Below are 25,403 nucleotides of genomic sequence, written 5' to 3'. Positions count from 1 at the left end.
TCCCTGGTTGACCACGTCTCCACTTCACTAATTATCGAATTGCTGTCACACCTCGAATTCTGTAACTGGTGAAGGTGGTGCACCGATGGGCCCGGACGCGACGGTTTCCGCTGGTCAGCAGCCCGAGCGTCGCGCGGTGGTGGCCGCGGTGCGCGCCCAGGCTCGCCGCTGCGCGGCCGGGCTGCGCGCCGGTGAGGCGCTGTTCCCGGCGGGGGAGTGGGCGCGCCGGGAACGCGAGGCCCTGGACGCCCTGCACGTCCTGGCCGCGTTCCTGCACCTGCACCCGGGCGACCCGGTGGCCCAGGCGATCGCCGCCGAGCTCGCAGGCCCTTCGTTATGACAACTCCCGCGGCTGAGTCCGGGGTCGCGGTGCCGGCGGGGGAGGGGCGGTTGTGCGCATTCCGCCGCTGCCGCGCCCCGATCCCGCCGGCCACCGGGCGGGGGAACCGGGCCCGCTATTGCCAGGACGGTAAGACCTGGGGCCCCCAGGATCTGTCCTGCAGGGCCGCCGAGGCCGCCTTCGTCGCGGTCGAGTCCCTGACCGCTGACGAGGACGGCGCGTTCGGGCCGGCGGTGCTCGACGAGCTCGGTGACCGGCTGGCCGCGGCCCGCGGTCCGCTGCAGGAGCTGCTCGACGCGGTGAGGACGGTGGGGGAGCAGGTCGGCGAGGCCACCCGGGTGGCCCTCGACGAGCGCGACGCGGCGCTCGCCGCGGCCGCCGACGCGCTCGGGGCTCGCGCGCTCGCCGAGCAGCGCGCGGCTGCCGCCGAGGACGACGCCGGCGCCGACGCGGCCCGGGCCGCGCAGGCGCTCGACCGCGCCGCGGCCGCCGAACGTGCCCAACAGCGGGCCGAGCAGGATGCCGCCGCCGCGACCCGCGAACAGCTCCGGGCCGAGGGCCGCCAAGCCGCCCTCGAGGACCGCCTGCTCCGCGCCGAGGAACTCGCCGACGCGGCCGCCGCCCAGGTCGGCGACCTGCGCGACCGGCTCGCCGCCGCCGACGCCAGCCGGCACGCCACTCAGACCGCCCTCGACGAGGAACGCACCCGCACCCGCGAACTCGTCGACGCGCACCACGCCGAGCTGGCCGCCCGGGACGAAGCCCTGGCCACCGCCCGCGCCGAGCACGCCGCCGAGCTGGAGCGGCTGCGCCGCGCTGCGGCGGCGGCCGCCGACCAGGCCCGCGCGCGGCACACCGCCGCACTCGACCGGCAGCGCGCCGAGCTCGCCGCCGCCACCCAGCAGCTGGCCACCGAACACGCCGACCAGCTCGCCGCGCTGCACCGCCAACTCGGCGCCGCCGACCACGAGATCCGGGAGCTGCGCACTCGGCTAGCGGCGGCGACAGCCACGATCGAGCAGCGCAACCCCGGGTCGCGGTGAGCGCCTCGGGCCTGCGCGGCGTGGTCAGGGCGGAAACCGGTAGCTCGAGGGCACCCTCCGGGCTTGTTAGCGGCCTGCGGGGAAGACCATGCTGTAGTTGACCCCGCAATGACCCACTCGGGACCACCCCCGCGCCTGCGGGGACGACACGCCTGGTAACAGCCAGTACAGCCAGATGGACTCCGAGCGGGGACCACCGCCGGCGCCTGCGGGTCGTCCACGAGTTGCTCGAGCATCCGCCGCAGCGGCTCGGTGTCGCCGCGGTGCGCGGCCTGGGAGGCGAGCCCGATCCGCCGCACCGGTAGGCAGGTTTCGCCCTCCACGAGCGCAGAATCCCCAGCCCCGGACACGCCCCGCTCCGGTGTCGCCCCGATCTCGTGTATCTGTATCGTCACACCGAGCATCTGCACAGGTATAGCTACGCCCACGGCAGCAGAGACCAGATGCTCACGCCGATCCCGGCCCAGTCCGTCGTCCGTCCGAACGCCTACGCGATCCGGTCCAGGGAGAGGTCGTCCACCCGGTGAAAGACGGCTTGCTCCCCGGAGCGCTCACCGCGGGGCGCCCTACCGGCCGAAGAGTCGGGCCGTCCCCGTCGCCGGAGGGGACACGCCGGCGTTCTTCGTATGGATGCCCGCGCGGGCACTCGGGTTGAGGCCGAGCTTGCCGCCGAGCTGCTCCATCTTCGTGACCGCGCGCAGCCACTGGCCGAAGACAGGATTTTCCATGGGATGGCCGGACCGGGGATCGCGGACGATCTCCGGCTCGTTCGTCATCTTCACCCGCAGCCGGTCGGCCTTCTCCGTGATGGTGACGTACGCAGTGATGATCGGGGCGTCGGGAGCATGCAGTACTCCCATGGTCCGCAACTGGTTCGTGGTTCTGATCCACAAGTCCCGCTGTGCGTCGGACAGCCCCTCCGGCCTCTCCGGCTCGTCAGGACCCGGTTCCGGCTCGTCGCGATTGATCCTGCCGGGGTGGACTTTGTCGTCACCGTGCCGCAGGGCGAGTCTGGTGGGTTTGGGGGTGGAGGGGCCATTCCGCCAGCGTATGGCTGTCAACTGCGGAGCGTCGATTCCCCGGCAGGTTGTCGGGACGGCTACAAGTTGGCCGACGTTGCACGCGTACCGCAACGGACAGAAGCTCACGCTCTGCCTGGGCGGTCCGATCGCGCCCGCGCACATAGAAGTAGCGCTGCAGGTACATGGCGATCTTCATCGGGCCGAAGTGGTAGTGCTGGCGCAGGTGAATGATCTTGCCGACGACTTCGGGTTGGGTCGTGGTCGGGCAGTGCATCGGCGTGCTCGAGCGGTCTTTGAGTCCGTCGAGGCCCTCGTCCTCGTAGCGTCGTTTCCAGCGGTAGAACACGGTCCGGCTGATGCCGTAGTAGCGGCAGGTCGCGGCGACGTTGCCGCTGACCTCCTCTGCGTGCTGGAGGACCGCCAGGCGGCGTTTCGCCCGACGGACCAGGTCCTTCTCACTCCACACGCGCTCGCTCACGTGGGACTCCTCGATCTAGGAGCCCAGACTGTCAACGACGTCCGTCAGTTCCAGAGCTAAGGCTAAGGGACGCCGCGGCACCCCCGATCTCACCTCCCGCGGAGATGCCCTGCGCTATCCGCGCGACCATCAAGAGAGCCGTCGCGGCGAGGCCGGATGCTGCGTAGGTCGGCAGCAGGCCGATCGCGAAGGTCGCCAGCGCCATCCCTAACAGGGCGATGACCAGTGGCTTTCGTCTGCCGAGGGTCTCCCCTATCCACCCGAACAGGGTTCCGCCGAGCGGACGGACCACGAACGGCGCCGCGAAGGCCGCCAAGGCCGCGAGCAGCCCGCGGCCGGATCCCTCGAGGATAGAAGACCATCGCGATCACGGTCGTCAGGTAGGCGTAACCGGTCACGTCGTAGAACCCGGTGGCCGTGCCCGAGGGTGGCGGCCAGGATCGCACGTCTGCGCAGCCTGCCGCTGTGGGTGCGGGTGGCGCTGACCTCGTGATCGGGGCGGCAGGGCTCGGACGTCATCGTTCGGCTCGATTCGCTGGAGGTGACCCCGGAGCGGACGGAGCGGCCCACAGCGAATCGGATCCTCGACCCACACGCAGAGGGTTGACTTTTAGTTTTTGGTCAAGAAGTATCCGATGTTGAGAGCCGCCCCACATCAATGCCGCCGCGGTCGTGCAGGCGTCGGGACGGTGGAGATCGAGCCGGAGGAGCTGCACAGATGAGGGACGCCGTCGTCGTCGAGGCCGTTCGTACCCCGATCGGGAAGGGCCGGGCCTCGGGTGCCCTGGCCGGTGTCCATCCCGCGGACCTGCTCGCCCGCAGCCTCACCGCACTGGTCGAGCGCGCGGGAATCGACCCGGTGGTGATCGACGACGTGATCGCGGGCTGCGTCACGCAGATCGGCGAGCAGGCCGTCAACATCGGCCGCACTGCGGTGCTCGGGGCGGGCTTCCCCGAGTCGGTGCCCGCGACGACGGTGGACCGGCAGTGCGGCAGCAGCCAGCAGGCGGTGCACTTCGCGGCCCAGGGCATCGTGGCCGGCGCCTACGACGTGGTCGTGGCCTGCGGGGTCGAGTCGATGTCGCGGGTGCCCATGGGCTCGGACTTCCCCGAGGGCACGGACGTCTACGGGTCGCTGCACGACGCGCGGTACCCGGACGGGATCCCGCACCAGGGCGTCGGGGCCGAGCTGATTGCCGCGAAGTGGGACCTCTCACGCACCCGACTCGACGAGTTCGCCCTGCGCAGCCACGAGAACGCGCAGCGGGCGACCGAGGCCGGCGTGTTCGCTGAAGAGCTCGTGACCCTGCCGGAGCTGGACCGGGACGAGGGGATCCGACCGGGCGGCACACTCGAGTCGATGGGCGAGCTGAAGACGGTCTTCCGCAACGAGGCCGCCCAGCGGCTCTACCCGCACCTGGACTGGCGCCTCACGGCCGGCAGCAGCAGCCAGATCAGCGACGCGAGCGCGGCGATCCTGCTGACCTCGGCGGAGTACGCCGAGCGGCACGGGCTGCGGCCGATCGTGCGCGTGCACAGCACCGCCGTCGCTGGGGACGACCCGGTCTTCCGGCTGACCGCGCTGATCCCGGCCACTCACAAGGTCCTCCAGCGCGCGGGCCTGGGCATCGACGAGATCGGGCTGTTCGAGATCAGCGAGGCATTCGCCTCGGTGCCGCTGGCCTGGCAGGCCGAGACCGGTGCGGATCCGGCCCGGGTCAACGTCAACGGCGGCGCGATCGCGCTGGGGCACCCCGTTGGGGCGAGCGGCGCGCGCCTCATGACCACCCTGGTGCACGAGATGCGCCGTCGCGGTGTCCGGTACGGACTGCAGGCGATGTGCGAGGGCGGCGGACTGTCGAACGCCACCGTCCTCGAGCTCGTCGACTGACCCCTCAAGAAGTCCAACGTTCGCAAGGAGGCAAACGTCATGGGCACACTCGAAGGCCAGGTTGCCCTGATCACCGGGGGCGCGCGCGGCCAAGGCAGGGCACACGCGGTCGCCCTCGCTGAGGAAGGAGCCGACGTCGTCCTCGTCGACTCGGTCAAGGACAACACGACCACGCGCTACCCGATGGCGAACCATGCGGACCTGGAGGAGACCGTCCGCCAGGTGGAGGCGCTCGGCGGCCGATGCGTCGCGCACGTCGTGGACGTGCGCGACCTCCCAGGCCTGATCGAGGTCGCCGACCGTACGGTGGCCGATTTCGGCCGGCTGGACATTCTGGTCGCCCAGGCCGGGATCCTGACGTTCGGCACGATCGGCGACATGTCCGCCGAGACGTGGGACGAGACCATCGCCATCAACCTGACAGGGATCTTCAACGCGATGCGCGCGGTGATCCCGCACATGCGCGCCCGCGGCTACGGGCGGATCGTCGCGACCTCCTCCGCGGTCGGACACATGGGGATGCAGAACGTCGGCCACTACGCGGCGTCGAAGTGGGGCGTCCTCGGCCTGGTCAAGTCGGCCGCGCTGGAGCTGGCCCACGATGGGATCACCGTCAACGCGCTGACCCCGACCATGGTCGACACTCCGATGATCCGCAACGACGAGTGCGTGCGCGCGTTCGTGCCCGGAGTCGAGGACCCCAGCGACGAGCAGGTCCGTCAGGCGTTCGCGCTGAACCCGATGGGTGTCCCGTGGCTGGACCCGGCGGAGGTCGCGCGCGCGATGCTCTTCTTCGTCCGGCCCGGGACCAGCTACATCACCGGCGAGTCCGTCGGCCCGCTGGCCGGCGCGGCGGCACAGAACGGAGCTGCGTAGTGAAGGCCTACCGCTTCGACCGGTTCGGCGGGTTCGACCACCTGAACGTCCACGACGCGCCGGTCCCGGCCGCGCGGCCGGGCGAGGTGGTCGTGCGGGTCCGGGCAGTCTCGCTCAACTTCCGGGACGTCGCCATTCCCACCGGCCGGCACCCGGCGCACCACGATCCCGGAATGGTCCCCACGAGCGACGCCGCCGGTGAGATCGTCGAGGTGGGGGAGGGGGCGCCGTTTGCGGTCGGGGACCGCGTGATCAGCGCCTTCCATCCCCGCTGGTTCGGTGGGCGCCCCCCGGCGACGCTCGCGCTCGATCAGTACGGGCGCGGCCGCGACGGCTGGCTCACCGAGTACAAAGCGGTCGGCGCCGAGGCGGTGGTCCCGCTGCCCGACTCGGTGTCCTATGTCGACGGGGCGACCCTTCCGTGCGCCGCATTGACCGCGTGGACCTGCCTGGGTGGACCCGAGCCCGTGCGGGCCGGCCAGACCGTGTTGACCCTCGGCAGCGGTGGTGTCTCGCTGTTCGCCGTGCAGCTCGCCAAGGCGAGCGGGGCACAGGTCGTGGCGACGACCTCGTCCCCGGCAAAGGCCGAGCGGCTCAAGCACCTCGGCGCCGACCACGTCATCGACTACCGGGCCACCCCGGCCTGGGGCCGGGTCGCGCGGGAGATCACGGCCGGTGCCGGGGTCGACCGGGTTGTCGAGGTCGGGGGCCCGGGGACGCTCTCGCAGTCGATGATCGCCATCGCGGCCGGGTCCGAGATCGCTCTCGTCGGCTTCCTCGACGGCTCCGCGACGACCATCGACTTCGGTGAGCTGTTCCGCAGCTCCGCCCATCTGCGCCAGGTGCGTGTGGGCGACCGGGCAGGGCTCGCCGAGGTCGTCGCTGCCGTCGCCCGCGGTGGGATCTCCCCGGTGATCGACTCCGTGTTCGGGTTCGCGGAGGCGCCCGCCGCGTTCCGCCACCTCGACGGCGGCGACCTGTTCGGCAAGGTCGTCATCTCGCTCGACTGAGCGCCCGTACTCCTTCCTCCTGCCAGAAAGGTGATTCTGCGATGAAGGCTGCCCGGTTCCACGAGACAGGTGGCCCGGAGGTCCTCGTCTACGAGGACGTCCCGGACCCCGTACCCGGTCGCGGCGAGATCCTTCTGAAGGTCGAGGCCGCCGGCGTCAACTACGTCGACATCATGCGGCGGCGCGGCGACCCCATGCACGAGCCGAGCCCGACTCCCTTCACCATCGGCTACGAGATGGCCGGTGTCGTGGCGGGCCACGGCCCGGGAGTCGACGGCCCGGCCACGGGCACCCCGGTCTTCGTGCACTCCGGCTCCGGTGCCTACGCCCAGTACGCCGTGGTCCCCGCCGAGAAGGCGATCCCGATCCCGGACGGGATCGACGCGGTGCAGATGACGGCGCTGTGGTTGCAGGGCATCACCGCCGCACTTGCGCTGCGCGAGGCGGGGCGGCTGGGCAAGGGCGACACCGTCCTGGTGGAGGCCGCCGCGGGTGGGCTGGGCATCCTCACCGTCCAGCTGGCCAAGGTCTGGGGCGCGGGCAGCGTGATCGCCGCAGCGAGCACCCCGGAGAAGGTTGAGCTGGCCCGCTCCTTCGGAGCCGATCTCGGTGTGGACTACAGCCTGAGTGGGTGGGGCGAGGAGGTCATGCGGCTGACCGAGGGCCGGGGGACGGACCTCGTCATCGAGTCCGTCGGAGGGGAGACCCTGTTGGCCGCCCTCGGTACGCTGGCGCCCTTCGGCCGCTTAGTGGTGCTGGGTTCGGCGAGCAACATCCCGAGCCTGGTGCACTCCGGCGAGCTGTTCAACCACAACCGGTCGATGGTCGGGTTTGGGGTCCACCAGTACTTCCCGAACACCGAACTGATCAAGTCGACGGTCGCCGAGCTCGTCGAGCTGGTCGTCGACGGTCGGTTGCGCCTGCAGCTCGACCACGTGCTGCCGCTGCGTGAGGCCGCGCAGACCCACCGGCTCGTCGAGGAGCGGCGGTCCACGGGCAAGGTCGTGCTGCAGCCATGGGCATGAGCACGAGCCGGGGCCGGGCATGACGACCGCCGCGCCGCCGCGACCCACTCTCCGGGCCCTGCCGCGGTCACGCGGCCCCTTTGTGGCGGTGTGGGTCCTAACCGCCGCGTTGTTCGCGGTATCGGCGGTGGCCGTGCCTGGCGGCCTGACGGGTGCGGCGCTGCAGTCCATGCTGCCCTTCGCGGCGGTCCTCGCGGTAGCCGCGATCGGACAGACCCTGGTGATCCAGCAGGGGGGCATCGACCTCTCGGCAGCTGGCGTCATCTCCCTGACGTGCGTCCTCGTGGTGCAGGTCTCCGGGGGCACGGACGGCGGCGCCCTGCCGGCGGTCCTGGTCGCCCTCGGCTGTGCGGCGGCCACGGGCGCGTTCACCGGGCTCGCGGTCACCCGGCTCGACGTCACGCCGCTCGTCGCTACGCTCGCGGTAAATGCGCTCCTCACCGGGGTCGTGCTTTTCCTGACCGGCGGGAACATGTCGAGCGAGGTCCCGGCGGCGCTGATCGGTCTGGTGGGGCACCGGGTGCTCGGCGTGCAGCTGGTCGTGTGGATCGCAGCACTGCTCGTCGCCGTGGCCGCGTGGGCGATCGGGCGTACCGTCGCCGGCCGCCACTTCACCTTCGTCGGTGCGGGCCGGGCGGCGGCGCACACAATGGGCCTGCCGGTGCGCCGGGTCGAAACGACGACCTACGTGCTCGCCGCGCTGGCCTACGCGGCGGCCGGTGTCCTGCTCGCAGGCTTCCTTGGTCGCCCCGGCGTCTACCAGGGCCACGACTACCTACTCTCCACGATCGCCGCGGTCGCGATCGGGGGGACGGCGCTCGGCGGCGGCCGGGGCAGCGTGATTGCCTCCGCGGTCGGTGCCCTCTTCCTCACCCAACTCGGTCAGGTCGTGCTCTCCAGCGGCGCACCGACCGCGGTGCAGTACCTGATCCAGGCGGGCGTGATCGTGCTGGGCATTGGCCTGCGTGGACGCACCGGTCTCGCCCGGATCGTCGGGGGACGACCCGGCCGCCGGTAGGCGGCCTCCTCACCTGCAGTTACGGCATGTCCAAAGGAGGACACCGTGCGCGCATTCCCACGTTCTGCCCGTCGCAGCCTTGGCTGCCTCGCCGCCGTGCTCGCGACCACCGCCCTGGCCGCCTGTTCGGGCGGTGGTGGCGGCAGCGCGGCCGCTACAAGCGGCCCGGCGCCGGCCTGGTGTGGCACCAAGCCCGTCGTGTTCGGCATGCAGGACGGCGGCGGCCTCAACGCCTGGTCCAAGACCTCAGCCGACGAGGTGCTCAAGACCGTCCACCAATGCCCCAACGTCACCAAGGTCCTCACTGTCAACGCCCAGTTCGACCTCCAGGCGGCGATCTCCGGTCTGCAGGGCATGGTCGCCCAGGGCGCAAATGCGATCGTGATCATCCCGGACGCCGGCGGGACCGGCGCCGAGTTGCCCGGCATCAGGGCCGCCCACAAGCGCGGCGTCGCCATCGTCCCCTGGGGCGCGGACCCCGGCGGCGCACCCGGGCAGGACTACCTCGCCTACGCCGACATCGACCACCGTCAGGCGGGGCGCGAGTGGGCGGAGTGGATGGGCAGGCAGCTGCCCCAGGGCGGCAAGGTCGCCTTCATCGGCGGGCCCGCGGGCAATGCACCCTCGGCCCAGGAGGTCGCCGGCATCGTCGAGGGCCTGAAGGCGTTCCCGAACGCCACCCTCGTCAGTGGCGACACGACCTGGATCGACGGCGGCTGGGACCCGGCCAAGGCACAACAGGCCGCCGCCGGCCTGCTGTCGCAACACCCTGACATCGCCGGGGTCTTCTCCGATGAGGGCGTGAGCTCAACGGGCATCATCCGTGCGTTCCAGGCCGCCGGCCGTCCGCTGGTGCCGATCGCCAGTCTCGAGGCCAACGCCCTGGCCTGCGACTACGCGAATCTCTCTGCGGCGAACCCGGGCCTGCAGGTCGCCACGGTGTCCGCAGGCAACTTCGTCGGCCGCATCGCCGCCCAGCTGGCGATCGCGAAGGCTGCCGGGGTCGAGATCAGCCCCGACGACGCACTCAGCCCGAACCCGATGGTGCCCGACCGGCTCATCGAGAACTCGCTCGACGGCGCGCGCAGGCCCACCTGCGACCCGGCGCAGCCGCCGAGCGCGCTGCTGTCCAACCGCATGACCGACGACCAACTCAAGGCCCTCACCCGAGGCGGTGGGGCCCCGTGACGGGCGCGCTCGAGACCGCGGACGCACCCGCCGTCGCCGACGGCACGCCGGCGCTCGAACTGCGGGGGATCAGCAAGTCCTACGGAGCGGTCACCGCCCTGCACCAGGTCGACCTCACCGTCACCGCGGGCGAGGTACACGCCCTCGTCGGCGAGAACGGCGCCGGCAAGAGCACCCTGATCGGCGTCGCGGCCGGCGCCGTCATCCCGGACTCCGGCTCGGTCGTGATCGGCGGGCGGCCGCTCGCACACGCGACCCCCGCCGCGGCACGCGAAATGGGCGTGGCCGTCGTCTACCAGGACCCGGCGATTCTCGACGCCCTGACGGTCGCCGAGAACCTGCTGCTCGCCGCGGCACCGGTACACCGGTCGCGTCGCGCGGCCACGCGGGAATGGGTCGCTACGTGCCTGGAACGGGTTGGCCTGCAGGTCGACCCCCGGCAGCGGGCCGCCGAGCTGGGGCCCGCGCAGCGCCAGCTCTTGGAGATCGCCAAAGCGCTCGACGCGGAACCGGCGGTGCTGATCCTTGACGAACCCACGGAGTCCCTCGCCGCGGACGACGTCGAGCGACTCTTCGCGCTGGTCCGCGGTCTCGCGGCAGCCGGCACCGCCGTCGTCTACATCTCCCACCGGATCGCGGAGGTCCGCCGGATCGCCGACCGGATCACGACCCTGCGCGACGGTCGGATCCGGGGGACGAGCGCGGCCGAGGGCATCGACGACGACGCCATCGTCGAGATGATCGTCGGTCGGTCGCTGGAGGCGGTGTTCCCGGCCCGCGCCGACGACATCGGTGCCGCGACCCTCACCGTGACCGGGCTCGGCGGGACCGGGTTCACCGACGTCGATCTCACCGTGCACGCCGGCGAAATTGTGGGTCTCGCCGGCGTGGAAGGCAACGGCCAGCGCGAGTTCCTGCGCGCGCTCGCGGGCCTGAACCCGGCTACGACCGGGACCCTCGCCCTCGGCGGCACGCGAATCGAGCCGGTCTCTGCGGCCGCGGCCGCCGCGGCCGGGGTCCGGTTCGTGCCCGCCGACCGACTCCGCGAGGGCGTCGCGGCGGCGCTGTCCGTGCGGGAGAACGTCGCCATCGGATCGTTGAGCAGGTTCGCGACCGCGGGCGTCGTGCGGACGTCGACCGAACGCCGCGCTGTCGAGCGGGAAATGGCAGCCACCTCGGTAAAGGCCGCATCGCCGGAGACCGGGATCCTCACCCTGTCCGGCGGGAACCAACAGAAAGTGGTCCTCGCCCGCATGCTGCTGGCCGAGCCGACCGTCGTGCTCTGCGACGAGCCGACCCGCGGGGTCGACGTCGGCGCCCGGGCCGAGATCTACGGGTTGCTGCGCGGGCTCGCGGAGCGTGGCAAGCCGGTGGTTGTGCTCTCGGCCGACGCTGCCGAGCTTGCCGGGCTCTGTGACCGGGTGGTGGTGTTCTCCCGAGGTCAGGTTCAGGAGGTCCTCTCCAGAGACGACCTCACGGAGGACCGCATCACCGGCACCGCCGTCCGCGCCACTGGCGGGCGCGCGGATCTGCCCGCCACCGACGCCCCGCCGCGAGAGCGGCGCTCGCGGCTCAGTCGGGCCGACGCGGTCGCGGCGCCCGTCCTGCTGCTGCTCGCGGCCGTGCTCGCGGGCGCCACGGCCGCACTCGTGCCGGCCTTCCTCGGCCCGCTGAACATCGAGTTGCTGCTGTACGCGGTCGCGGCGCTGGCGTTCGTCGCGGTGGGGCAGCTCGCGGTCGTACTGACCGGGGGGATCGACCTCGCGGTCGGGCCGCTGGCCGGGCTCCTGGTCGTCGTGATGTCCTTCGTCCTTGCCGAAGGGACCGACCTCGTCACGGGCCTGCTCGTCGCGCTCGCCGTCGCCCTCGGTGTCGGGCTGGTCAACGGAGCCCTGGTCGCGGTCGTGGAGCTGCCGCCGATCGTGGCCACCCTCGCGACGTCGATCGCGGCCCAGGGGGCGGCGCTGCTGCTCCGCCCCCAGGCGGGCGGCTCAATCGACGGCGGCCTGACCACCGCCGTGCAGACCGCCGTCGGCGGTACGCCGGTGGTCTTCGGCGTGGCGGTGGTCCTCGCCGTCGGGGCGGATCTCGTGCTCCGCCGGACCCGGGTCGGTGTCGCGCTGCGCGCCGTCGGGCCGGACCGAGGCGCCGCGACCCGGATCGGGGTACGGGCGCGGTCCACCGTCCTCGCGGCCTACCTGGCCTGCGCGGTCTGCACCCTGCTAGGAGCGCTCCTGTTGGGCGCGCAGATCGGGGTCGGCGACCCGAGCCAAGGTGGCCCCTACACCCTGACGTCGATCAGCGCGGTGATCATCGCCGGCGCCGGTGTCCGTGGTGGCCGCGGCTCCTTCGTCGCCGCGCTCTGCGGTGCCCTGCTCCTGGGCGTGATCTCCAATGCGACGAGCTTCCTCGGCCTGGGCCAGTACTGGCAGTTCTGGCTCCCCGGCGCCGTGATCCTGCTGGCCGTAGCCCTGTCCGTCCGTCGCGCACGGAGCGCGCACTGAGCCTTGGGGAGTACCCATGCTGCACGACAAGGTCGCCTTGGTCACCGGGGGCGCGCTCGGGATCGGCCGGGCGGCCGCCGTGACACTCGCCGGCCACGGCGCAACCGTGCTGGTCGCCGACATCGACGCCGCCGAGGGGGAGAAGACCTGCGCCCTCGCCGAAGCCACGGGCGGACACGCCGAGTTCGTCCACTGCGACGTCACGGACCCGACCTCCGTGGCCGCGCTCGTCGGCACGGCCGTCGAGCGTCACGGCCGCCTGGATTGCGCCGTCAACAACGCTGGCACGGAGGGAGTAATCGCCGACATCGTCGACTACCCGATCGAGACTTTCGACCGCGTCCTTGCCCTCAACCTCCGCGCGGTCTTCACCTATCTGCAGCAGGAGCTTGCGGTGATGGTGCCGCGCGGCTGCGGTTCGGTCGTCAACGTCTCGTCGATCGCCGGCTTCGCGGGCTTCTCCGCCTACAACGCCTCCAAACACGGTGTCGTCGGCCTCACCCGCACCGCCGCGCTCGAGATGCGACGACAGGTGTGCGCGTCAACTCGGTCGCCCCCGGCTTCTGCGAGACCCCGATGGTGACCGACCGCGGCCTCCACGCCCGGCCCGGCAGCGACGCCCACGCGCAGATCGCCGCGCTCCATCCCATGAACCGACTCGGCCGCCCGGAGGAGATCGCCGAGGCGATTGCCTGGCTCTGCTCCGACGCGTCGTCCTTCGTCACCGGCCACAACCTCGCCGCCGACGGCGGCTACCTCGCCCAGTAAACCGCAGGGAGAAGACACCCATGACCGACACCAGCACGACCGACGCCACAGTGCTCGACCCGGCCCCGGCCTGGGTTCGCAGTGCCGGACGCGTTGCCACCACCGGGCCCCAGGCCGTCGACACCCCGGAGACCGCCGCCGCCCGCCAGGCTGCGACCGACACACTTCACCGCTTCGCCTGGGCGTTCGACGAGCATGACCGCGAGAGCCTCACGGCATGCTTCACGGAGGACGCCGTCTGGACGGCGACCATCGGCGGACACCGCGACCTCGGCACCAGCAAGGGCCGTGAAACCGTGCTGGGCTGGCTCACCGCGGGCTGGCCCGGGCAGACCGACCAGCGGCGGCACATCGTCACGAATGCCGTGGTGGATGACCTGGATCCAGCGAACAGCGCGACTGTGACCGCGATGATCCTCGTGACCGCAGCCGAGAACGGGACCTTCCGAGCGGTGACCGCAGGGGTCTACCGCGCCCGGATGCGGCGTGAGCGCGACGGGGCCTGGCGAGTCGCCCGGTTCGATGCGAGCTTCGACGCACCGTTCTAACCTTCCTGACTTTGGGTCAAAATACTCGCTCAGTGATCGTCGAAGGAGTAGGTGTAGTGGAGGACGAACGGGACGGCCGGCCGAGGGCCGTCGAGCTGAGGATGCGGGGCCCGGTCGCATGGGTGACGCTCAACCGCCCGGAGCAGCTGAACGCCTTCTCCGCCACGTTGATCGGCGACCTCGACGCCGCACTGGAACGGATCGATGCCGATCCCGGGTGCCGCGTCGTGGTCGTGACCGGCGCCGGGCGCGCCTTCAGCGCGGGCGGCGATCTCACAGAGTTCCGGCAGCACCTCGAGAGCGGCAACCCCGAGGCGCTCGTCGCGTTCGTCGATCGCGCCGCGCAGACGCTGCGGCGTCTCGAGGAGTCGCCCCGGCCGGTGATCGCCGCCGTGAACGGGGCCGCGGTGGCCGGCGGGCTGGAGCTGATCCTGTGCTGCGACATCGTGCTCGCCGCTGCGGGTGTCCGCATTGGCGACGGCCACCTCCGCTACGGCGTCCTGCCCGGCGGCGGCGGCGCGGCCCGGTTGACCAAGAAGGTCCCGGTAAACGTCGCCCACCGGCTGCTACTGACCGGCGACCTCGAGCCCGCCGAGCGGTTCCGCGACTGGGGCCTCGTCGACTCGGTCGTGCCCGGCGGCGAGCTGCTCGAGCAGGCCGCCGCGCTCGCCGAGCGGATCGCAGGCCTCAGCCCGCTGGCCCTCGCCGAGGTCAAGCGGGTAGCCCGCGAGGCCTCGACGCTGCCCGCCGCCGAGGGGCTCAAGCTCGAGCTCGACGCGTTCGCCGGCTATGTCCGTTCGCACGACCTGCGCGAAGGTATGCAGGCCTTCCGGGAGCGCCGGGCTCCCCGGTTCCGGGGATGCTGACGTCCGACCACGGAGAAACAGATGAGCACCACCGACACCCCCACCTCGCTGGGCGGCCTCCTGCGGGCGTCGGCCCGCCGCTTCCCGGCCGCCGAGATCGTGTTCCCCGACGAGCGCTGCACCTACGTCGAGCTCGACGCGCTCGCCGACGAGTTCGCGGCCGTGTTCGCCGCCACGGGAGTTGCCCCCGGCGACAAGGTGGGCCTGTGGGTACCGCCCTCGATCGACATGATCGCGGCGATCGTCGGCTGCATGCGGGCCGGCGGCGTGGCGGTCCCGATCAGTGACCGCTTCCGGGCCGAAGAGCTGCGCTACGTCGCCGGGCACGCCGATCTCGTCACCCTGCTCACCCGACCGGCCACCGCGCACAGCGACCGGCCCGCCGAGATCCGCGAGGCCCTCCCGTCGCTGGAGGTGGCGCCGTCCGGTGAGCTGAGCTGCGCCGAGGCACCCCTCCTGCGCCGCCTGCTCGTCCTCGGCGACGAGGCCCCAGCGGGCTTCCGCAGTACCCGCGAGCTGGGCCTGCGCCGCCCGCCCGCCACCGGCCGTAATCCGGTACGGCCCAGCCAGGACCAGGCCGACGAGGACGAGGTGGCCTACCTGATGTACACCTCCGGCACCTCCGCAGCGCCGAAGGCCTGCATGATCACCCACCACGGGGTGCTGGTCCAGGCGGAGTCCCTGGCCCACCACCGGTACATGCTCGACCCCGACTGCGCGTTCTGGTGCCCGCTGCCGCTGTTCCACAACGCCGGCCTCGCGACGCTGACCGCCTGCATCACAGCCGGCGCGAAGTTCGTGCACGCCGGTGCATTCGAGCCGGGCCAGGCGCTGCAGATGCTGGAGGAGGAGCGGGTCACGCACGGCATCCCGGCCTTCGAGACGATCTGGCTGCGGGTCCTCGATCACCCGGACTTCTCCGGAACCGACCTGTCGCGGCTGCGGGTCGTGATGAACGCGGGCAGCGAGGACCTGCTGCGCAAGCTCCAGGCCAGGCTCCCGCACGTGTCCCAGGTCGCGAACTACGGCATGACCGAGGCAACGGGGCACCTCTCCATGACGGCGATCGACGATCCCCTGGAGATACGGGTGACCACCGGTGGCCTCCCGCTACCGCACATGGAGGTCCGGATCGTCGATCCCGACTCCGGGCGGGTGCTCGGTGCCGACGAGCCCGGGGAGATCCAGTTCCGCGGCCCCTCCCGCTTCCTCGGGTACTACAAGGATCCCGAGGCGACCGCCGCGGCGATCGACGCCGAGGGCTGGTTCCGCTCGGGTGACCGCGGCACGCTCGACGCGGCGGGGCGGCTCACCTTCCGGGGTCGGCTCAAGGACATGCTGAAGGTCGGCGGGGAGAACGTGTCGTCGCTGGAGGTGGAGTCCTACCTGCTGCGCCATTCCGCGGTGAACGTGGTCGCGGTCGTCGGAGCGCCGGACGAGTACTACGGCGAGGTGCCGGTGGCCTACGTGGAGTTGGCACCGGGTGCCGAGGCGACGGAGCAGGAGCTGATCGACTTCTGTGTTGACCGAATCGCGACCTTCAAGGTGCCGCGTTACGTGCGCTTCGTCGACAGCTGGCCGATGTCCGGGACAAAGATCCGCAAGGTCGAGCTTCGCGAGCGGATCCGCGCCGAGCTCGCCGCGGCCAGGATCCGCGAGGCGCCCCGGGTGCGGAGTACGAGGGCACGGGCGGCTGCACACATCTGACCTTGGGCCCTTGATATCTTCTGAGAGACTCGACGACCAGGGAGGTGCCGCGGTGATGGCCGAACCGGACTTCGCGGCGGCACCCCCACCGCCGGACCTTCGAGGTGCCTCCTTCGGGCACGACGTGACCGAGTACCTTCGTCACCTGATCCTTATCGGGCAGCTGCGACCTGGCGACCGGCTGCGGGTCGAGCACCTTGCAGCCCGATTCAGGATCAGCGTCACCCCGATCCGGGAAGCGCTCGTCGAGCTCGCCTCCGAGGGCTTCGTCGAGCGCCGCCCGCGGCGGGGTTATGTCGTGTCGAAACTGACCCGCTCCGGGTTCGAGGACCGGGTGCTCGTGCTCGGTATGGTGCTGGGCGAGCTCGCGGCCCGGGCAACCCCGGTTCTCGACGACGCGCAGCTCGATCGTCTCGACGCCCTCCAGGCCGACTTGCTGCGGGCTGAGAGCGAAGGTGCGCGGGACGCGGCCGAGGAGCACAGCCGCAACCTGCACCGCACGATCAACCTGGCGGCGTCCTCCCCGGAACTCGCCTGGACCGCCGAGAGGTTCAGCCGCTACGTGCCCCGCTACCGCGGCATGCCGGCAGACACCCGCCCCCGCTCGTGCACTTACGAGCATGCTGCGGTCCTCGACGCACTACGCCGCCGAGACGCGGAGGCCGCCCGGCAGGCGATGCAGGAGCATCTCGTCGCCAGCGCTCGCCAGCTCGGGGACGAGCTGGCAAGCACCGGCGTGTGGGGAGAATAGACGCCCAGCGGCGGCTCGGACGTGCGCGCGACAACGTGCGCGTGACCTGCTGGCCAGCGGCAGCCCCTCTTGGCGGCACACACCGCTGGCGGCTATACCGATCTTGCCCGATTCGCCCGCACGTTCAAGGCCGCCTCCAGCCAGAGCGTGAACCGCCTTCCCGTACCCCGTCGTGACGGCCGCGCTGATGGTTGGCGCCGGGGTTCAAGGCGCAGGCGACGAGGTTCAAGCAGCAGATCGCGCTCGGTGGAAGTGTCGGGCGCCGACACGTTCCCGAGATGAGAGGTCCGTGACGATGTACGTGCTCACTGCCAGCTACGCCCGTCCCGAGGACCCCGAGCGCTTCATGACGCACTTCAGGGAGGTTCACACACCGATCGTGCGCCGATTCCCCGGCCTGCGTCACCTGTCCTGGTCGCTCTGCGAGTCCGCGGACGGGACGCCGCCGCCTCATCAGCTCATCGCGCGGGTGGGCTTCGCGGACCGGGACTCCGCGCTGGAGGCACTCGCCTCTCCCGTGGGTGCGGAGGCGGTCAAGGACCTGGAGAACTTCGCGACTGCGGGTGTGCAGATCGACCTGGGTGAGGAGGTCGTCGAGCTGTGACCGAGCGAAAGGTTCCGCCGATGATCGTCGAGCGCGACGTCCCGATCCCGATGGAGGACGGGGTGGTGCTGCGCGCGGACGTCTTCCGCCCGGACACCGTCGATCCCGCTCCCGTGATCATGACCCTGGGCCCGTACGGGAAGGGCGTGAAGTACGAGGAGGGCTTCGCTCCGCAGTGGCAGTGGATGATGCGGACTCATCCCGACGTCTTGCCCGGCTCGACGCGGTCGATGATGGCGTGGGAGACGGTCGATCCCGAGACGTGGGTGCCATGGGGTTATGCCTGCGTCCGAGTCGACTCTCGGGGCGCGGGCCGCTCGCCGGGCGTGCTGGACATCTTCTCGCCGCGCGAGATCCGCGACTACTACGAGGCAATCGAGTGGGCGGGTCTGCAGCCATGGTCGACGGGGAAGGTGGGGCTCAACGGGATCTCCTACTACGCCGTCAACCAGTGGCACGTCGCCGCGCTCCAGCCGCCGCACCTGACCGCGATGATCCCGTGGGAGGGCGCCGCAGATTTCTACCGGGACTGGGCCCGGCACGGCGGGATCGCCAGCAACGGCTTCCTGGAGACCTGGTATCCGCGCCAGGTGCTCTCGGTGCAGCACGGCAATCCCGAAGCCCTGACCGATCCTTACCTCGGCGAGCTTGCGTCCGGCCCGGACAAGCTCGACGAGGAGGAACTGCGCCGCAACCGGTCCGATCCGCTACCGAACATCCTCGCCCGTGAGCTAGACGGCCCGTGGTACCGCGATCGCTCACCGGACTGGTCCAAGGTCACCGTGCCCTTCCTCAGCGCGGCGAGCCTCGCCGGCTACGGCCTGCACCCGCGCGGCAACTTCGAGGCGTTCGTCCAGGCCGCCTCGGAGCTGAAATGGCTCGAGACCCACCCCGGCCGCCACGAGGAGTGGTTCTACCTGGAGTACGGCCTCGACCTGCAGAAGCGTTTCCTCGACCACTTTCTGAAGGGCATCGACAACGGATGGGACCGCGAGCCGCGGGTGCAGCTCAACATACGTAGACCATTCAGCACTGAGGTCGAGCAGCGGGGCGAGGAATCCTGGCCGCTACCCGACACGCGGTGGACGGAGCTGCGGCTATCTGCCGCTGATCGTGCCCTCGGCGACGCTCCGGCGGACTCGGCGACCGTCACCTTTGACGCACTGGGTGAGCCGGTCACCTTCCTGTCCGCGCCGCTGCAGGAGGAGACCGAGCTGACCGGCCCGCTCGCCGTGCGGCTACATGTCTCGTCGTCGACCACGGACGCGGACCTGTTCGTGACCCTGCAGGCCTTCGCACCGGACGGTAGGGAGGTCGAGTTCCAGGGCACGATCGACCCGCACACCCCGCTCGCGCAGGGATGGCTGCGGGCGAGCCACCGCGCGCTCGACGAGGAGCGCAGCCTGCCGTGGCGGCCCTACCACCGCCATGACCAGCTGCAGAAGCTGGCACCCGGCGAGGTCGTGACTTGTGATGTCGAGATCTGGCCGACCAGCATTGTCCTGCCGGCGGGATACCATTTGGCGCTGCAGGTGAGCGGACACGACTTCGAGCGGGAGCCACCCGAGGACCCGAACGAGGCCTGGGTATCGCGTGGCTCCGGCCCCTGGTTGCACAACCATCCCGAGGACCGTCCGCTCCCCGAGTTCGGTGGCCGGACCACCCTGCACACCGGCCCCGACCACGACAGCGTACTTCTGGTCCCGGTGATCCCGCCTCGCTAGCCCTCGGCGTGCGGCATCCAGTCGGATCGGCACGATCGTCGGCACGCCCGCGCCAACGTTTGCGAATTCCGCGGCGTACTGCGTCTTCGAAGTGGAATCTCAGGAATATGTACGGGAATCGAAACAGCCACCCCTAAGGAACGCACAAGCAATGATCGCTCTAGATCACATCGCCATTTGGTCCAACAATCTCTTCGACACCACCTACCGCATCAGCCAGGGAACAGGGATAGGAAATTGTGACGGCGGATTCTTTCCTGGACTGGGCTTCGGGCAGAAAGTCATCTCGCTCGGCGGGGACGTCTACATTGAGGTGGAGAGCATGGCGGACCACCAGCAAGTATTGGATCGCTCAAGAACCAGCATCGAAATGGAGAGACAGATCGCGCATGGCGACTGCTTCGCGGCCTGGTGCCTCCGCTCTGACGACATCGGCGAGATGAACGCCTTCTCTCGACACTTTGGGAAGCCCCTCACCGAGGGGATCCCCGGCGGAAAATTCCGAATGTCTGGTGAAAGTTCGGCCAAGACGCGACACATCCCCGTATTCTGGGAGTCGTGGTTCATCGGAATGCCGAACATCTACTACGTTCCTGACCTGTCCAGCCACTCAAGTCGGCTCCCGCCCCAAGAAGGTACGGGTAAGGTCGTCGCCCAAGGGGTCACAGCGATCGAAATCGGTGGGTCCGAAGACGACCTCAAACGTTGGCTGGGCGACGTGTGCGACCCACGACAGTTCTCGTTCGACATTGGGTACAACAACAAGGACCACGGACTTTACGAGGTCTTCTTCGATACCGACGACGGACCTAAGTCCATTCGTCTCAATCCCGTAGTCTCAAGATGAGCTGCGCGATCCTCACCCAATTCTTTTACTTGTCGTGCTTTGCGAAGTGGAGCAGCCTTGATAAGCTTGGATCACATCGCAGTATGGAGCCGGAATCTATTCGAGACCACCTACGAGCTCAGCTCCCAAACGGGGCTCGGCAATCGTGATGGCGGCTTCTTCCCCGGCCTTGGCCTCGGCCAGAAAGTAATATCGCTCGGCGGTGACGTCTACATCGAAGTTGAAAGCATCGCAAACCATCGCATGATTCTGGATCGCTCGTGGATTGCGCTCGAGGTTGAACGCCAAACTGCCAACGGTCCCTGCTTCGTCGGTTGGTGCCTCCGGACTGATCGCTACGAGGACATGGAACATTTCGCGCAGATCCGTTCGACAAGGGTTATGCCGGAGATCCCGGGCGGGAAGATGCGCATGTCTGGACCTACAAGAGGTCTAGCCAACGTACCCGTCTTTTCAGACTCCTGGATGCTCGGACTACCCAATCTGTACTACGTCCCGGATCTATCAGAGCACCCCAGCCGCCTGCCAATTCAACCGGGGACGGGCGCAGAGGTCGCAACTGGGGTTACCGAAATCGAAGTTGGTGGGAGCGAGGAAGAATTGCGCTCGTGGCTCGGTGATCTCATTGACCCCACCTCGTTTCCCTTCGAGATCGCGTACAACGGCCGCGCGCACGGCCTGTATGCCGTCTCCTTCGGCACCTCGACTTGTGAGAAAACAATTCGCTTGAACAGCGTTACAACCGTTGCCGGCTAGCCCCTTCCCGAGAGAGTAAGGAGCGAATTGCCATGAAAGATGTCGCTGCGGGCGCCAATGAGGAACGTCGCGATCCTCTCAAGACAGCACAGGCGCGCAAAACTGCAATCTCTGGCTTCATTGGTAGCGCCCTGGAGTACTACGACTTCTTCGTATACGGGTCTGCCGCAGCTCTGGTATTTGGCGACTTGTTCTTTCCGACCGGTGAAACCAGCGTTCTACTTTCAATCGCCACCCTCGGTCTGGCATACTTGGCGAGACCGGCCGGAGCAATCTTCTGGGGCCATGTAGGCGACAAGTACGGGCGAAAGCGTGCGCTGGTCGCCACGATCGGGCTCATGGGTACTGTCACCTTCTTGATCGGGTGCCTCCCGACCTACGACCAAGTCGGAATCCTTGCACCCATTATCCTGGTACTTCTGAGGCTGTTGCAGGGGATTTCTGCTGGTGGCGAGTCTCCTGGCTCTGCCTCCCTGACCATCGAGCACGCCCCTGAGGATCGACGAGGCTTCTTCGCGAGTTTCACGATGGGGGGCATCATGCTCGGCACGGTGCTGTCGAGCCTCGTGTTCCTGCCCGTTGCTTCTCTCCCTGACGAGGATCTGCACTCATGGGGATGGAGAGTTCCATTTTGGGCCAGTGCTGTCGTGACGGTCGTGGCGCTCTTTGTCAGGCGCACCCTCGAAGAATCGGAGGTCTTCGAAGAAACTAGGGCTGCTGCCGGGGAATCGCCGGAAGAGGCGCCTCTCACCGAGATTGCGCGGAGCCATATTCGGCCGGTAGTACGATCGATTCTGTTCGCAACTTTTTGTATGATCAACACGATGGTAAATGTCTTCGGCCTGAGTTACGGGATCGCTACCGGGGGCATCTCTCGCGCATCGATGATCACGACGATCACATTGGCAAACCTGCTCGCGGTACTGACGACTCCACTCTACGGGCACCTATCCGATCGCTTAGGAAGAAGACCCGTAATTGTCGTCGGGCTGCTTGGCGCAGCGATCATGAGCTTTGCATTCTTCTACGCGCTTGAGCAAGGGAGTGCGAGTGGCGCTCTTTTGACCGGAATAGTCTTGATCGGCATCTTCTACTCTGCCCCCAACAGTGTCGGGCCGTCGTACTTCCCGGAACAGTTTCCAGCACGTGTGAGGTACTCCGGGATGTCTATCGGACTTATGACCGGACTCGTGGTAGCCGGCTTCACGCCAGCCATTGCGGAGTCATTTGAGCCGAACACTTCGTGGCTTGTCGCTGCCTCACTGTGCGCCTCCTTCGCTGCCATTTCTGGCATTGCCGTCTGGCTTGGCCCCGAGACTAGCCGCTTGCCAACCCGGCAGTTGGGGTTGCAGTGAAAACCTTCGCATGAGACGAGGATTGTGAAGTCATAGATAATGCCGGACCGGACCCTCCAAGAATGTGGTCGGCGCTACCTGAAGGATTTCCTCCCTGAGGGAGGCCACTCTGCTTGCCCGCTTCACAGCTGCAGAGCGCTTGCGGAGCGCCACCTGCGGTTGCCGGATGGGGCAAGCTCGGGTGACGACGCTGAGCACGCCTACACTCCTCCTGAGCGGAGGTGTGGCACCATGCGAGAACTGGTCAGTGATGCCGCAGGGCAGCCCAGCGTACTGGAGTGGGACTGGCGCCGAGGATCTGCGGCGGGAGCCCACAGCATCTCCGACAGGTGGAACGACACTTTCGCGGCTCATCATCTTCCATGGTCGGTTGTAGTGGACGACACCGCGGCCGGGCGTACGCGCGGCAAGCACCGATGCTCGCTCCGCGAACTCGACGGCATGTCGGTTGTTCGCTGTAGCTGCGATCCAGTATCCGGCTACAGATCGAGAGGCCACATTGCGGCGACTGCGGCCGACTTCATCGGGGTCATCCTCATTCTGCAAGGTCAGCAAGTGATCGAACAGATGGACTCGGCCGTGTCGCTCGTCGAGGGCGATATTGCAATCTGGGATAGCAGCATTCCGGGCAGATTCGCCATCGGTAGCGCTGTCACGAAAATTGCCTTGCGGTTCTCGCGGGACTTTTGGAAGGCAATTGGAGTGCGCACTTCGGCTCCCTTCAAGTTGGATCCAACGGCTCCGAGTACGGCCCTCACTCGTGCCTTCTTGTTGGCATTTGCTGACACCAGCGAAGGGCTCGATCATGCGTCGCGTTCTGCTGCAATCGGAGCGACCAGGGACCTTATTCGGGCAGCAGTGAGATCGGAGACGGTGTCGCTTCCCGAGGCCGCGCAACGTTCACTGTACGTCCGCATGATAAAGTACATCGAAGATTGCAGGGATCCAGGCGCATTGACGGCCCAGTCCCTCGCGGCGGCCTTCAATATCTCCGAGAGGAGCGTACACCGAGTCTTCTCAAGCTCGAACGACCGGGCGGGCGATGCGATCCGCGGGCGCAGGCTGGCGAAGGCGAAACAAGAGATCTGGTCTACATCACAGTCGCTGTCACGCATCGCCCATGACAACGGCTTTTCCGACCTAAGCCATCTCACTAGATCGTTCAAGGCGATGTACGGATTCCCTCCTTCCCAGTTGCGCAACACCAAGAATGCGCAAGAGAATTAGCGCACGGTTGCGCGTGCCGGGAGAAGGATAGTCTGATAGACCTTCGTGCAGCGCGGAGAAGACCGCATCGGCCAAGCCCTGAAGGGGCGGGGCCGGTCAACCCCGTGTCTTGCTGTCGTTGATCTTCTCTCGGTGGCTCGCCGGGGTGTTGTGGGCGCGACGACCTGGTGGCGGGGTCAAGGAGCGCCTGTGAGGGCGCCCGCGTAGCGGCCGGAGGTCCTTGAGGCCGTCGCCGGGGCGGCGCATGCTGTTCAGCTGGCGAGATCGCGGGGGGTGTCGGTGCTCCTGCCCGTTGGGGCGGAGTTCGGTGTGTGCTGCGCCTGAAGCCGTGGTCTCCGGGCTCGATGTGGACGAGCCCCGCTTACGGGTCATCGGTCATCCCTTCGCCGCGCCGGCCGGTGAGAGGCGGGCGGCATGGTGCGCTGCGACGAGAACTGGGGTGGTGGGCGGGGTCGATCAGAGGGAACGATCACGCCGAGCCGGCTCGGGGATCATGACGCGTACGATCCGCGCCCACCACGTTGTCGGGCGTACTCACGCCGCACGGGCCGGGGGAGGCTGCAGATGTGATGGTCCCGTAGCCCGTAGAACACCAGCGTGACGAGGTCTCTCGCGGCGACGACGCCGATGTTGCGGCCGCGACGCTCGGCCTCGCGCTCACGGCGCTGCCCGAGGCGGGTGTGCGCGGCCACCCGTTGCACCGCCTCGACCGCGGCCCAGCGGACCAGCCGGGAGCCCTGTTCGGTGATCCGACCTCGGCAGATGGTGGTGTTGGATTCCCGGTGGGTCGGGGTGAGCCCGGCCCACGAGGCCAGCTGCTGGGGCCGACCGAAGCAGCTGATGTCGCCGATCTCGGCGACGAACACCGCGCCCCAGCAGCGGCCCGACCCCGGGGATGGCCTGGATCGCGGTATAGCCGGGGTCGGTTCGCAACCTGCCGGCGACGAGGCGGGCGAAGGTCGATCTCAAAGTCCAGCGCGGTGATCAACCTCAGCAGCGAGTCCACCCGGGCCCTGGACTCGACCGCCAGCGCGGTGGCGGTGAGCAGCTGGTGTGGTGCCCGCCGGGGCTGAACAGATCACTCATCGGCACCGCCACCCCGGCGCCGGCCAGTACCGCGTGGACCTGGCATTTCAGGTTGCTGCGCTACCCGACCAGCTTCGCGCGGTGGCGCACCCAGCCGCGCAGCTCACGAGTCGCGGGTGGGGGATCCAGGCCTCCGAGACTCACCGGGGCCTCCCCACTTCGTTGGCGTGAAGCACCTCGAGCATGAGCCGAGGGTCACGAGGAGCGGGAGGCCGGCCCCGCCCCTTCATCGCATCAGGGGCCTACTCGCCCTGCCCCTGGTTGTTCTGCCCGGAGAGGTGGGAACGCGGATGCCGGGTGGGTGGCCGTCGACTCCGGTATGGCCGCGGTGGTGATGGAAGAAGTGCTGCCAGCTGGACAGGGCGGCTCGTCGCTCGGACTCGGTCCGGTTTGGGGCGGGCGTAGGCCCACTCGTCGAGCAGGGCGCGGTCCGCGGCGGGGTGCACTGCGGTTCCGAGCGGTAGACGATGTCCCGCTCTCCACGAGGTGACCGGTCCCAACCCGGCGAACTCCGCCATCGCGGCCCGCGCCTGCGTCAGCCCGTGCACGGTCCCGCGGGGCGCCGGCCCCAGGGCGCTGTCGCGGTCGAGCGCCAGCTCCCCGGTGCGCCCGTGCCCGACGATCAGCAGAAAAGGCTCGCGCAGGCGCTTAACCTTGCGGATTGAATCGAGGCTGAGCTGGGCCACCTGCGTGCTCGAGGTCTTCCGGCCCCGGTACCCAGATCCTCAGGGCGTCCGAGATCTCGCAACGCACGAGGACCCCCATGGCG

Annotated in this window: 23 protein-coding genes and 1 pseudogene; 20 read left to right on the top strand and 4 right to left on the bottom strand. The window is 69.1% G+C overall.

The genetic code is table 11. The features are described from left to right. Positions 1-85: 85 nt before the first annotated feature. The gene (locus LWC35_RS14530) at positions 86-340 is read left to right on the top strand and encodes a hypothetical protein (protein WP_232870641.1); all 255 of its coding nucleotides are present in this window, start codon (positions 86-88) and stop codon (positions 338-340) included. Further along, a complete protein-coding gene (locus LWC35_RS14525) occupies positions 337-1,383 on the top strand; it encodes a coiled-coil domain-containing protein (protein ID WP_232870640.1) in 1,047 nt (348 codons plus the stop codon). Before LWC35_RS14530 ends, LWC35_RS14525 begins: the two co-directional genes overlap by 4 nt. Positions 1,384-1,949: 566 nt before the next feature. On the opposite strand, the gene LWC35_RS14520 is transcribed toward LWC35_RS14525, so the two are convergent. The 3 genes from LWC35_RS14520 to LWC35_RS40940 all read right to left on the bottom strand — a co-directional run bounded on the left by LWC35_RS14520 (position 1,950) and on the right by LWC35_RS40940 (position 3,199). Continuing rightward, positions 1,950-2,276: a P27 family phage terminase small subunit gene (locus LWC35_RS14520; protein WP_269804147.1), complete on the bottom strand. Its 327-nt coding sequence runs from the start codon at positions 2,274-2,276 to the stop codon at positions 1,950-1,952. Between the two features lie 97 nt (positions 2,277-2,373). Next, positions 2,374-2,883: a helix-turn-helix domain-containing protein gene (locus LWC35_RS14515; RefSeq protein ID WP_232870638.1), complete on the bottom strand. Its 510-nt coding sequence runs from the start codon at positions 2,881-2,883 to the stop codon at positions 2,374-2,376. 31 nt (positions 2,884-2,914) lie between these two features. Beyond that, positions 2,915-3,199 carry an MFS transporter gene (locus LWC35_RS40940; protein ID WP_372463046.1) on the bottom strand — a complete coding sequence of 95 codons (285 nt, stop codon included), beginning with the start codon at positions 3,197-3,199 and terminating at the stop codon, positions 2,915-2,917. A gap of 402 nt (positions 3,200-3,601) precedes the next feature. Here LWC35_RS40940 and LWC35_RS14510 point away from each other — a divergent pair, with 402 nt between their 5' ends. The 18 genes and pseudogenes from LWC35_RS14510 to LWC35_RS14420 all read left to right on the top strand — a co-directional run bounded on the left by LWC35_RS14510 (position 3,602) and on the right by LWC35_RS14420 (position 23,548). Continuing rightward, on the top strand, positions 3,602-4,774 hold the full coding sequence (locus LWC35_RS14510) for a thiolase family protein (protein ID WP_232870637.1): 1,173 nt from the start codon (positions 3,602-3,604) through the stop codon (positions 4,772-4,774). A 39-nt stretch (positions 4,775-4,813) separates the two neighbouring features. Then, positions 4,814-5,650, top strand: a complete 837-nt coding sequence (locus LWC35_RS14505) for a mycofactocin-coupled SDR family oxidoreductase (protein WP_232870636.1) — start codon at positions 4,814-4,816, stop codon at positions 5,648-5,650. After that, a complete protein-coding gene (locus LWC35_RS14500) occupies positions 5,650-6,660 on the top strand; it encodes a zinc-dependent alcohol dehydrogenase family protein (RefSeq protein WP_232870635.1) in 1,011 nt (336 codons plus the stop codon). Before LWC35_RS14505 ends, LWC35_RS14500 begins: the two co-directional genes overlap by 1 nt. A gap of 41 nt (positions 6,661-6,701) precedes the next feature. Then, a complete protein-coding gene (locus tag LWC35_RS14495; protein ID WP_232870634.1) occupies positions 6,702-7,685 on the top strand; it encodes a quinone oxidoreductase family protein in 984 nt (327 codons plus the stop codon). A 127-nt stretch (positions 7,686-7,812) separates the two neighbouring features. Beyond that, on the top strand, positions 7,813-8,703 hold the full coding sequence (locus LWC35_RS14490; protein ID WP_232870633.1) for an ABC transporter permease: 891 nt from the start codon (positions 7,813-7,815) through the stop codon (positions 8,701-8,703). A 45-nt stretch (positions 8,704-8,748) separates the two neighbouring features. Then, positions 8,749-9,891 carry a substrate-binding domain-containing protein gene (locus LWC35_RS14485; RefSeq protein WP_232870632.1) on the top strand — a complete coding sequence of 381 codons (1,143 nt, stop codon included), beginning with the start codon at positions 8,749-8,751 and terminating at the stop codon, positions 9,889-9,891. After that, a complete protein-coding gene (locus tag LWC35_RS14480; protein ID WP_232870631.1) occupies positions 9,888-12,395 on the top strand; it encodes an ATP-binding cassette domain-containing protein in 2,508 nt (835 codons plus the stop codon). Before LWC35_RS14485 ends, LWC35_RS14480 begins: the two co-directional genes overlap by 4 nt. Before the next feature lie 16 nt (positions 12,396-12,411). Beyond that, positions 12,412-13,163, top strand: a pseudogene (locus LWC35_RS14475) (SDR family NAD(P)-dependent oxidoreductase). Between the two features lie 20 nt (positions 13,164-13,183). Next, positions 13,184-13,711, top strand: coding sequence for a nuclear transport factor 2 family protein (locus LWC35_RS14465; protein WP_232870628.1), 528 nt, complete (start codon positions 13,184-13,186; stop codon positions 13,709-13,711). 56 nt (positions 13,712-13,767) lie between these two features. After that, a complete protein-coding gene (locus LWC35_RS14460; RefSeq protein ID WP_232870627.1) occupies positions 13,768-14,577 on the top strand; it encodes an enoyl-CoA hydratase/isomerase family protein in 810 nt (269 codons plus the stop codon). 21 nt (positions 14,578-14,598) lie between these two features. Further along, positions 14,599-16,284, top strand: a complete 1,686-nt coding sequence (locus tag LWC35_RS14455) for a class I adenylate-forming enzyme family protein (protein ID WP_232870626.1) — start codon at positions 14,599-14,601, stop codon at positions 16,282-16,284. A 55-nt stretch (positions 16,285-16,339) separates the two neighbouring features. Next, entirely contained in the window at positions 16,340-17,035 is a 696-nt protein-coding gene (locus LWC35_RS14450) for a GntR family transcriptional regulator (RefSeq protein WP_232870625.1), read from the top strand. A 295-nt stretch (positions 17,036-17,330) separates the two neighbouring features. Further along, the gene (locus LWC35_RS14445; RefSeq protein ID WP_232870709.1) at positions 17,331-17,639 is read left to right on the top strand and encodes an EthD family reductase; all 309 of its coding nucleotides are present in this window, start codon (positions 17,331-17,333) and stop codon (positions 17,637-17,639) included. After that, positions 17,636-19,363 carry a CocE/NonD family hydrolase gene (locus LWC35_RS14440; protein ID WP_232870624.1) on the top strand — a complete coding sequence of 576 codons (1,728 nt, stop codon included), beginning with the start codon at positions 17,636-17,638 and terminating at the stop codon, positions 19,361-19,363. Before LWC35_RS14445 ends, LWC35_RS14440 begins: the two co-directional genes overlap by 4 nt. A gap of 151 nt (positions 19,364-19,514) precedes the next feature. Then, positions 19,515-20,210 carry a VOC family protein gene (locus LWC35_RS14435; protein ID WP_232870623.1) on the top strand — a complete coding sequence of 232 codons (696 nt, stop codon included), beginning with the start codon at positions 19,515-19,517 and terminating at the stop codon, positions 20,208-20,210. A gap of 66 nt (positions 20,211-20,276) precedes the next feature. Beyond that, positions 20,277-20,966 (top strand): VOC family protein, encoded by a 690-nt coding sequence (locus tag LWC35_RS14430; RefSeq protein WP_232870622.1) that lies wholly within the window; start codon positions 20,277-20,279, stop codon positions 20,964-20,966. 32 nt (positions 20,967-20,998) lie between these two features. Further along, positions 20,999-22,321, top strand: a complete 1,323-nt coding sequence (locus LWC35_RS14425; RefSeq protein ID WP_232870621.1) for an MFS transporter — start codon at positions 20,999-21,001, stop codon at positions 22,319-22,321. 231 nt (positions 22,322-22,552) lie between these two features. Further along, a complete protein-coding gene (locus tag LWC35_RS14420) occupies positions 22,553-23,548 on the top strand; it encodes a helix-turn-helix domain-containing protein (protein ID WP_232870620.1) in 996 nt (331 codons plus the stop codon). A 491-nt stretch (positions 23,549-24,039) separates the two neighbouring features. On the opposite strand, the gene LWC35_RS14415 is transcribed toward LWC35_RS14420, so the two are convergent. Next, positions 24,040-24,462 (bottom strand): transposase, encoded by a 423-nt coding sequence (locus tag LWC35_RS14415; RefSeq protein WP_308194550.1) that lies wholly within the window; start codon positions 24,460-24,462, stop codon positions 24,040-24,042. Positions 24,463-25,403 lie beyond the last annotated feature (941 nt).

Source organism: Pseudonocardia kujensis (assembly GCF_021283305.1).
Classification (GTDB): Bacteria; Actinomycetota; Actinomycetes; order Mycobacteriales; family Pseudonocardiaceae; genus Pseudonocardia; species Pseudonocardia kujensis.
The sequence above is the reverse complement of the archived record's forward strand: the minus strand, read 5'-3'. Positions and strand labels throughout refer to the sequence as shown.

Excerpts from the sequence above, each read along its gene's own strand:
- LWC35_RS14530 (WP_232870641.1), top strand. The coding sequence starts at position 86 with ATGGGCCCGGACGCGACGGTTTCCGCTGGTCAGCAGCCCGAGCGTCGC.
- LWC35_RS14525 (WP_232870640.1), top strand. The coding sequence starts at position 337 with ATGACAACTCCCGCGGCTGAGTCCGGGGTCGCGGTGCCGGCGGGGGAG.
- LWC35_RS14510 (WP_232870637.1), top strand. The coding sequence starts at position 3,602 with ATGAGGGACGCCGTCGTCGTCGAGGCCGTTCGTACCCCGATCGGGAAG.
- LWC35_RS14505 (WP_232870636.1), top strand. The coding sequence starts at position 4,814 with ATGGGCACACTCGAAGGCCAGGTTGCCCTGATCACCGGGGGCGCGCGC.
- LWC35_RS14495 (WP_232870634.1), top strand. The coding sequence starts at position 6,702 with ATGAAGGCTGCCCGGTTCCACGAGACAGGTGGCCCGGAGGTCCTCGTC.
- LWC35_RS14465 (WP_232870628.1), top strand. The coding sequence starts at position 13,184 with ATGACCGACACCAGCACGACCGACGCCACAGTGCTCGACCCGGCCCCG.
- LWC35_RS14455 (WP_232870626.1), top strand. The coding sequence starts at position 14,599 with ATGAGCACCACCGACACCCCCACCTCGCTGGGCGGCCTCCTGCGGGCG.
- LWC35_RS14450 (WP_232870625.1), top strand. The coding sequence starts at position 16,340 with ATGGCCGAACCGGACTTCGCGGCGGCACCCCCACCGCCGGACCTTCGA.
- LWC35_RS14445 (WP_232870709.1), top strand. The coding sequence starts at position 17,331 with ATGTACGTGCTCACTGCCAGCTACGCCCGTCCCGAGGACCCCGAGCGC.
- LWC35_RS14435 (WP_232870623.1), top strand. The coding sequence starts at position 19,515 with ATGATCGCTCTAGATCACATCGCCATTTGGTCCAACAATCTCTTCGAC.
- LWC35_RS14425 (WP_232870621.1), top strand. The coding sequence starts at position 20,999 with ATGAAAGATGTCGCTGCGGGCGCCAATGAGGAACGTCGCGATCCTCTC.
- LWC35_RS14420 (WP_232870620.1), top strand. The coding sequence starts at position 22,553 with ATGCGAGAACTGGTCAGTGATGCCGCAGGGCAGCCCAGCGTACTGGAG.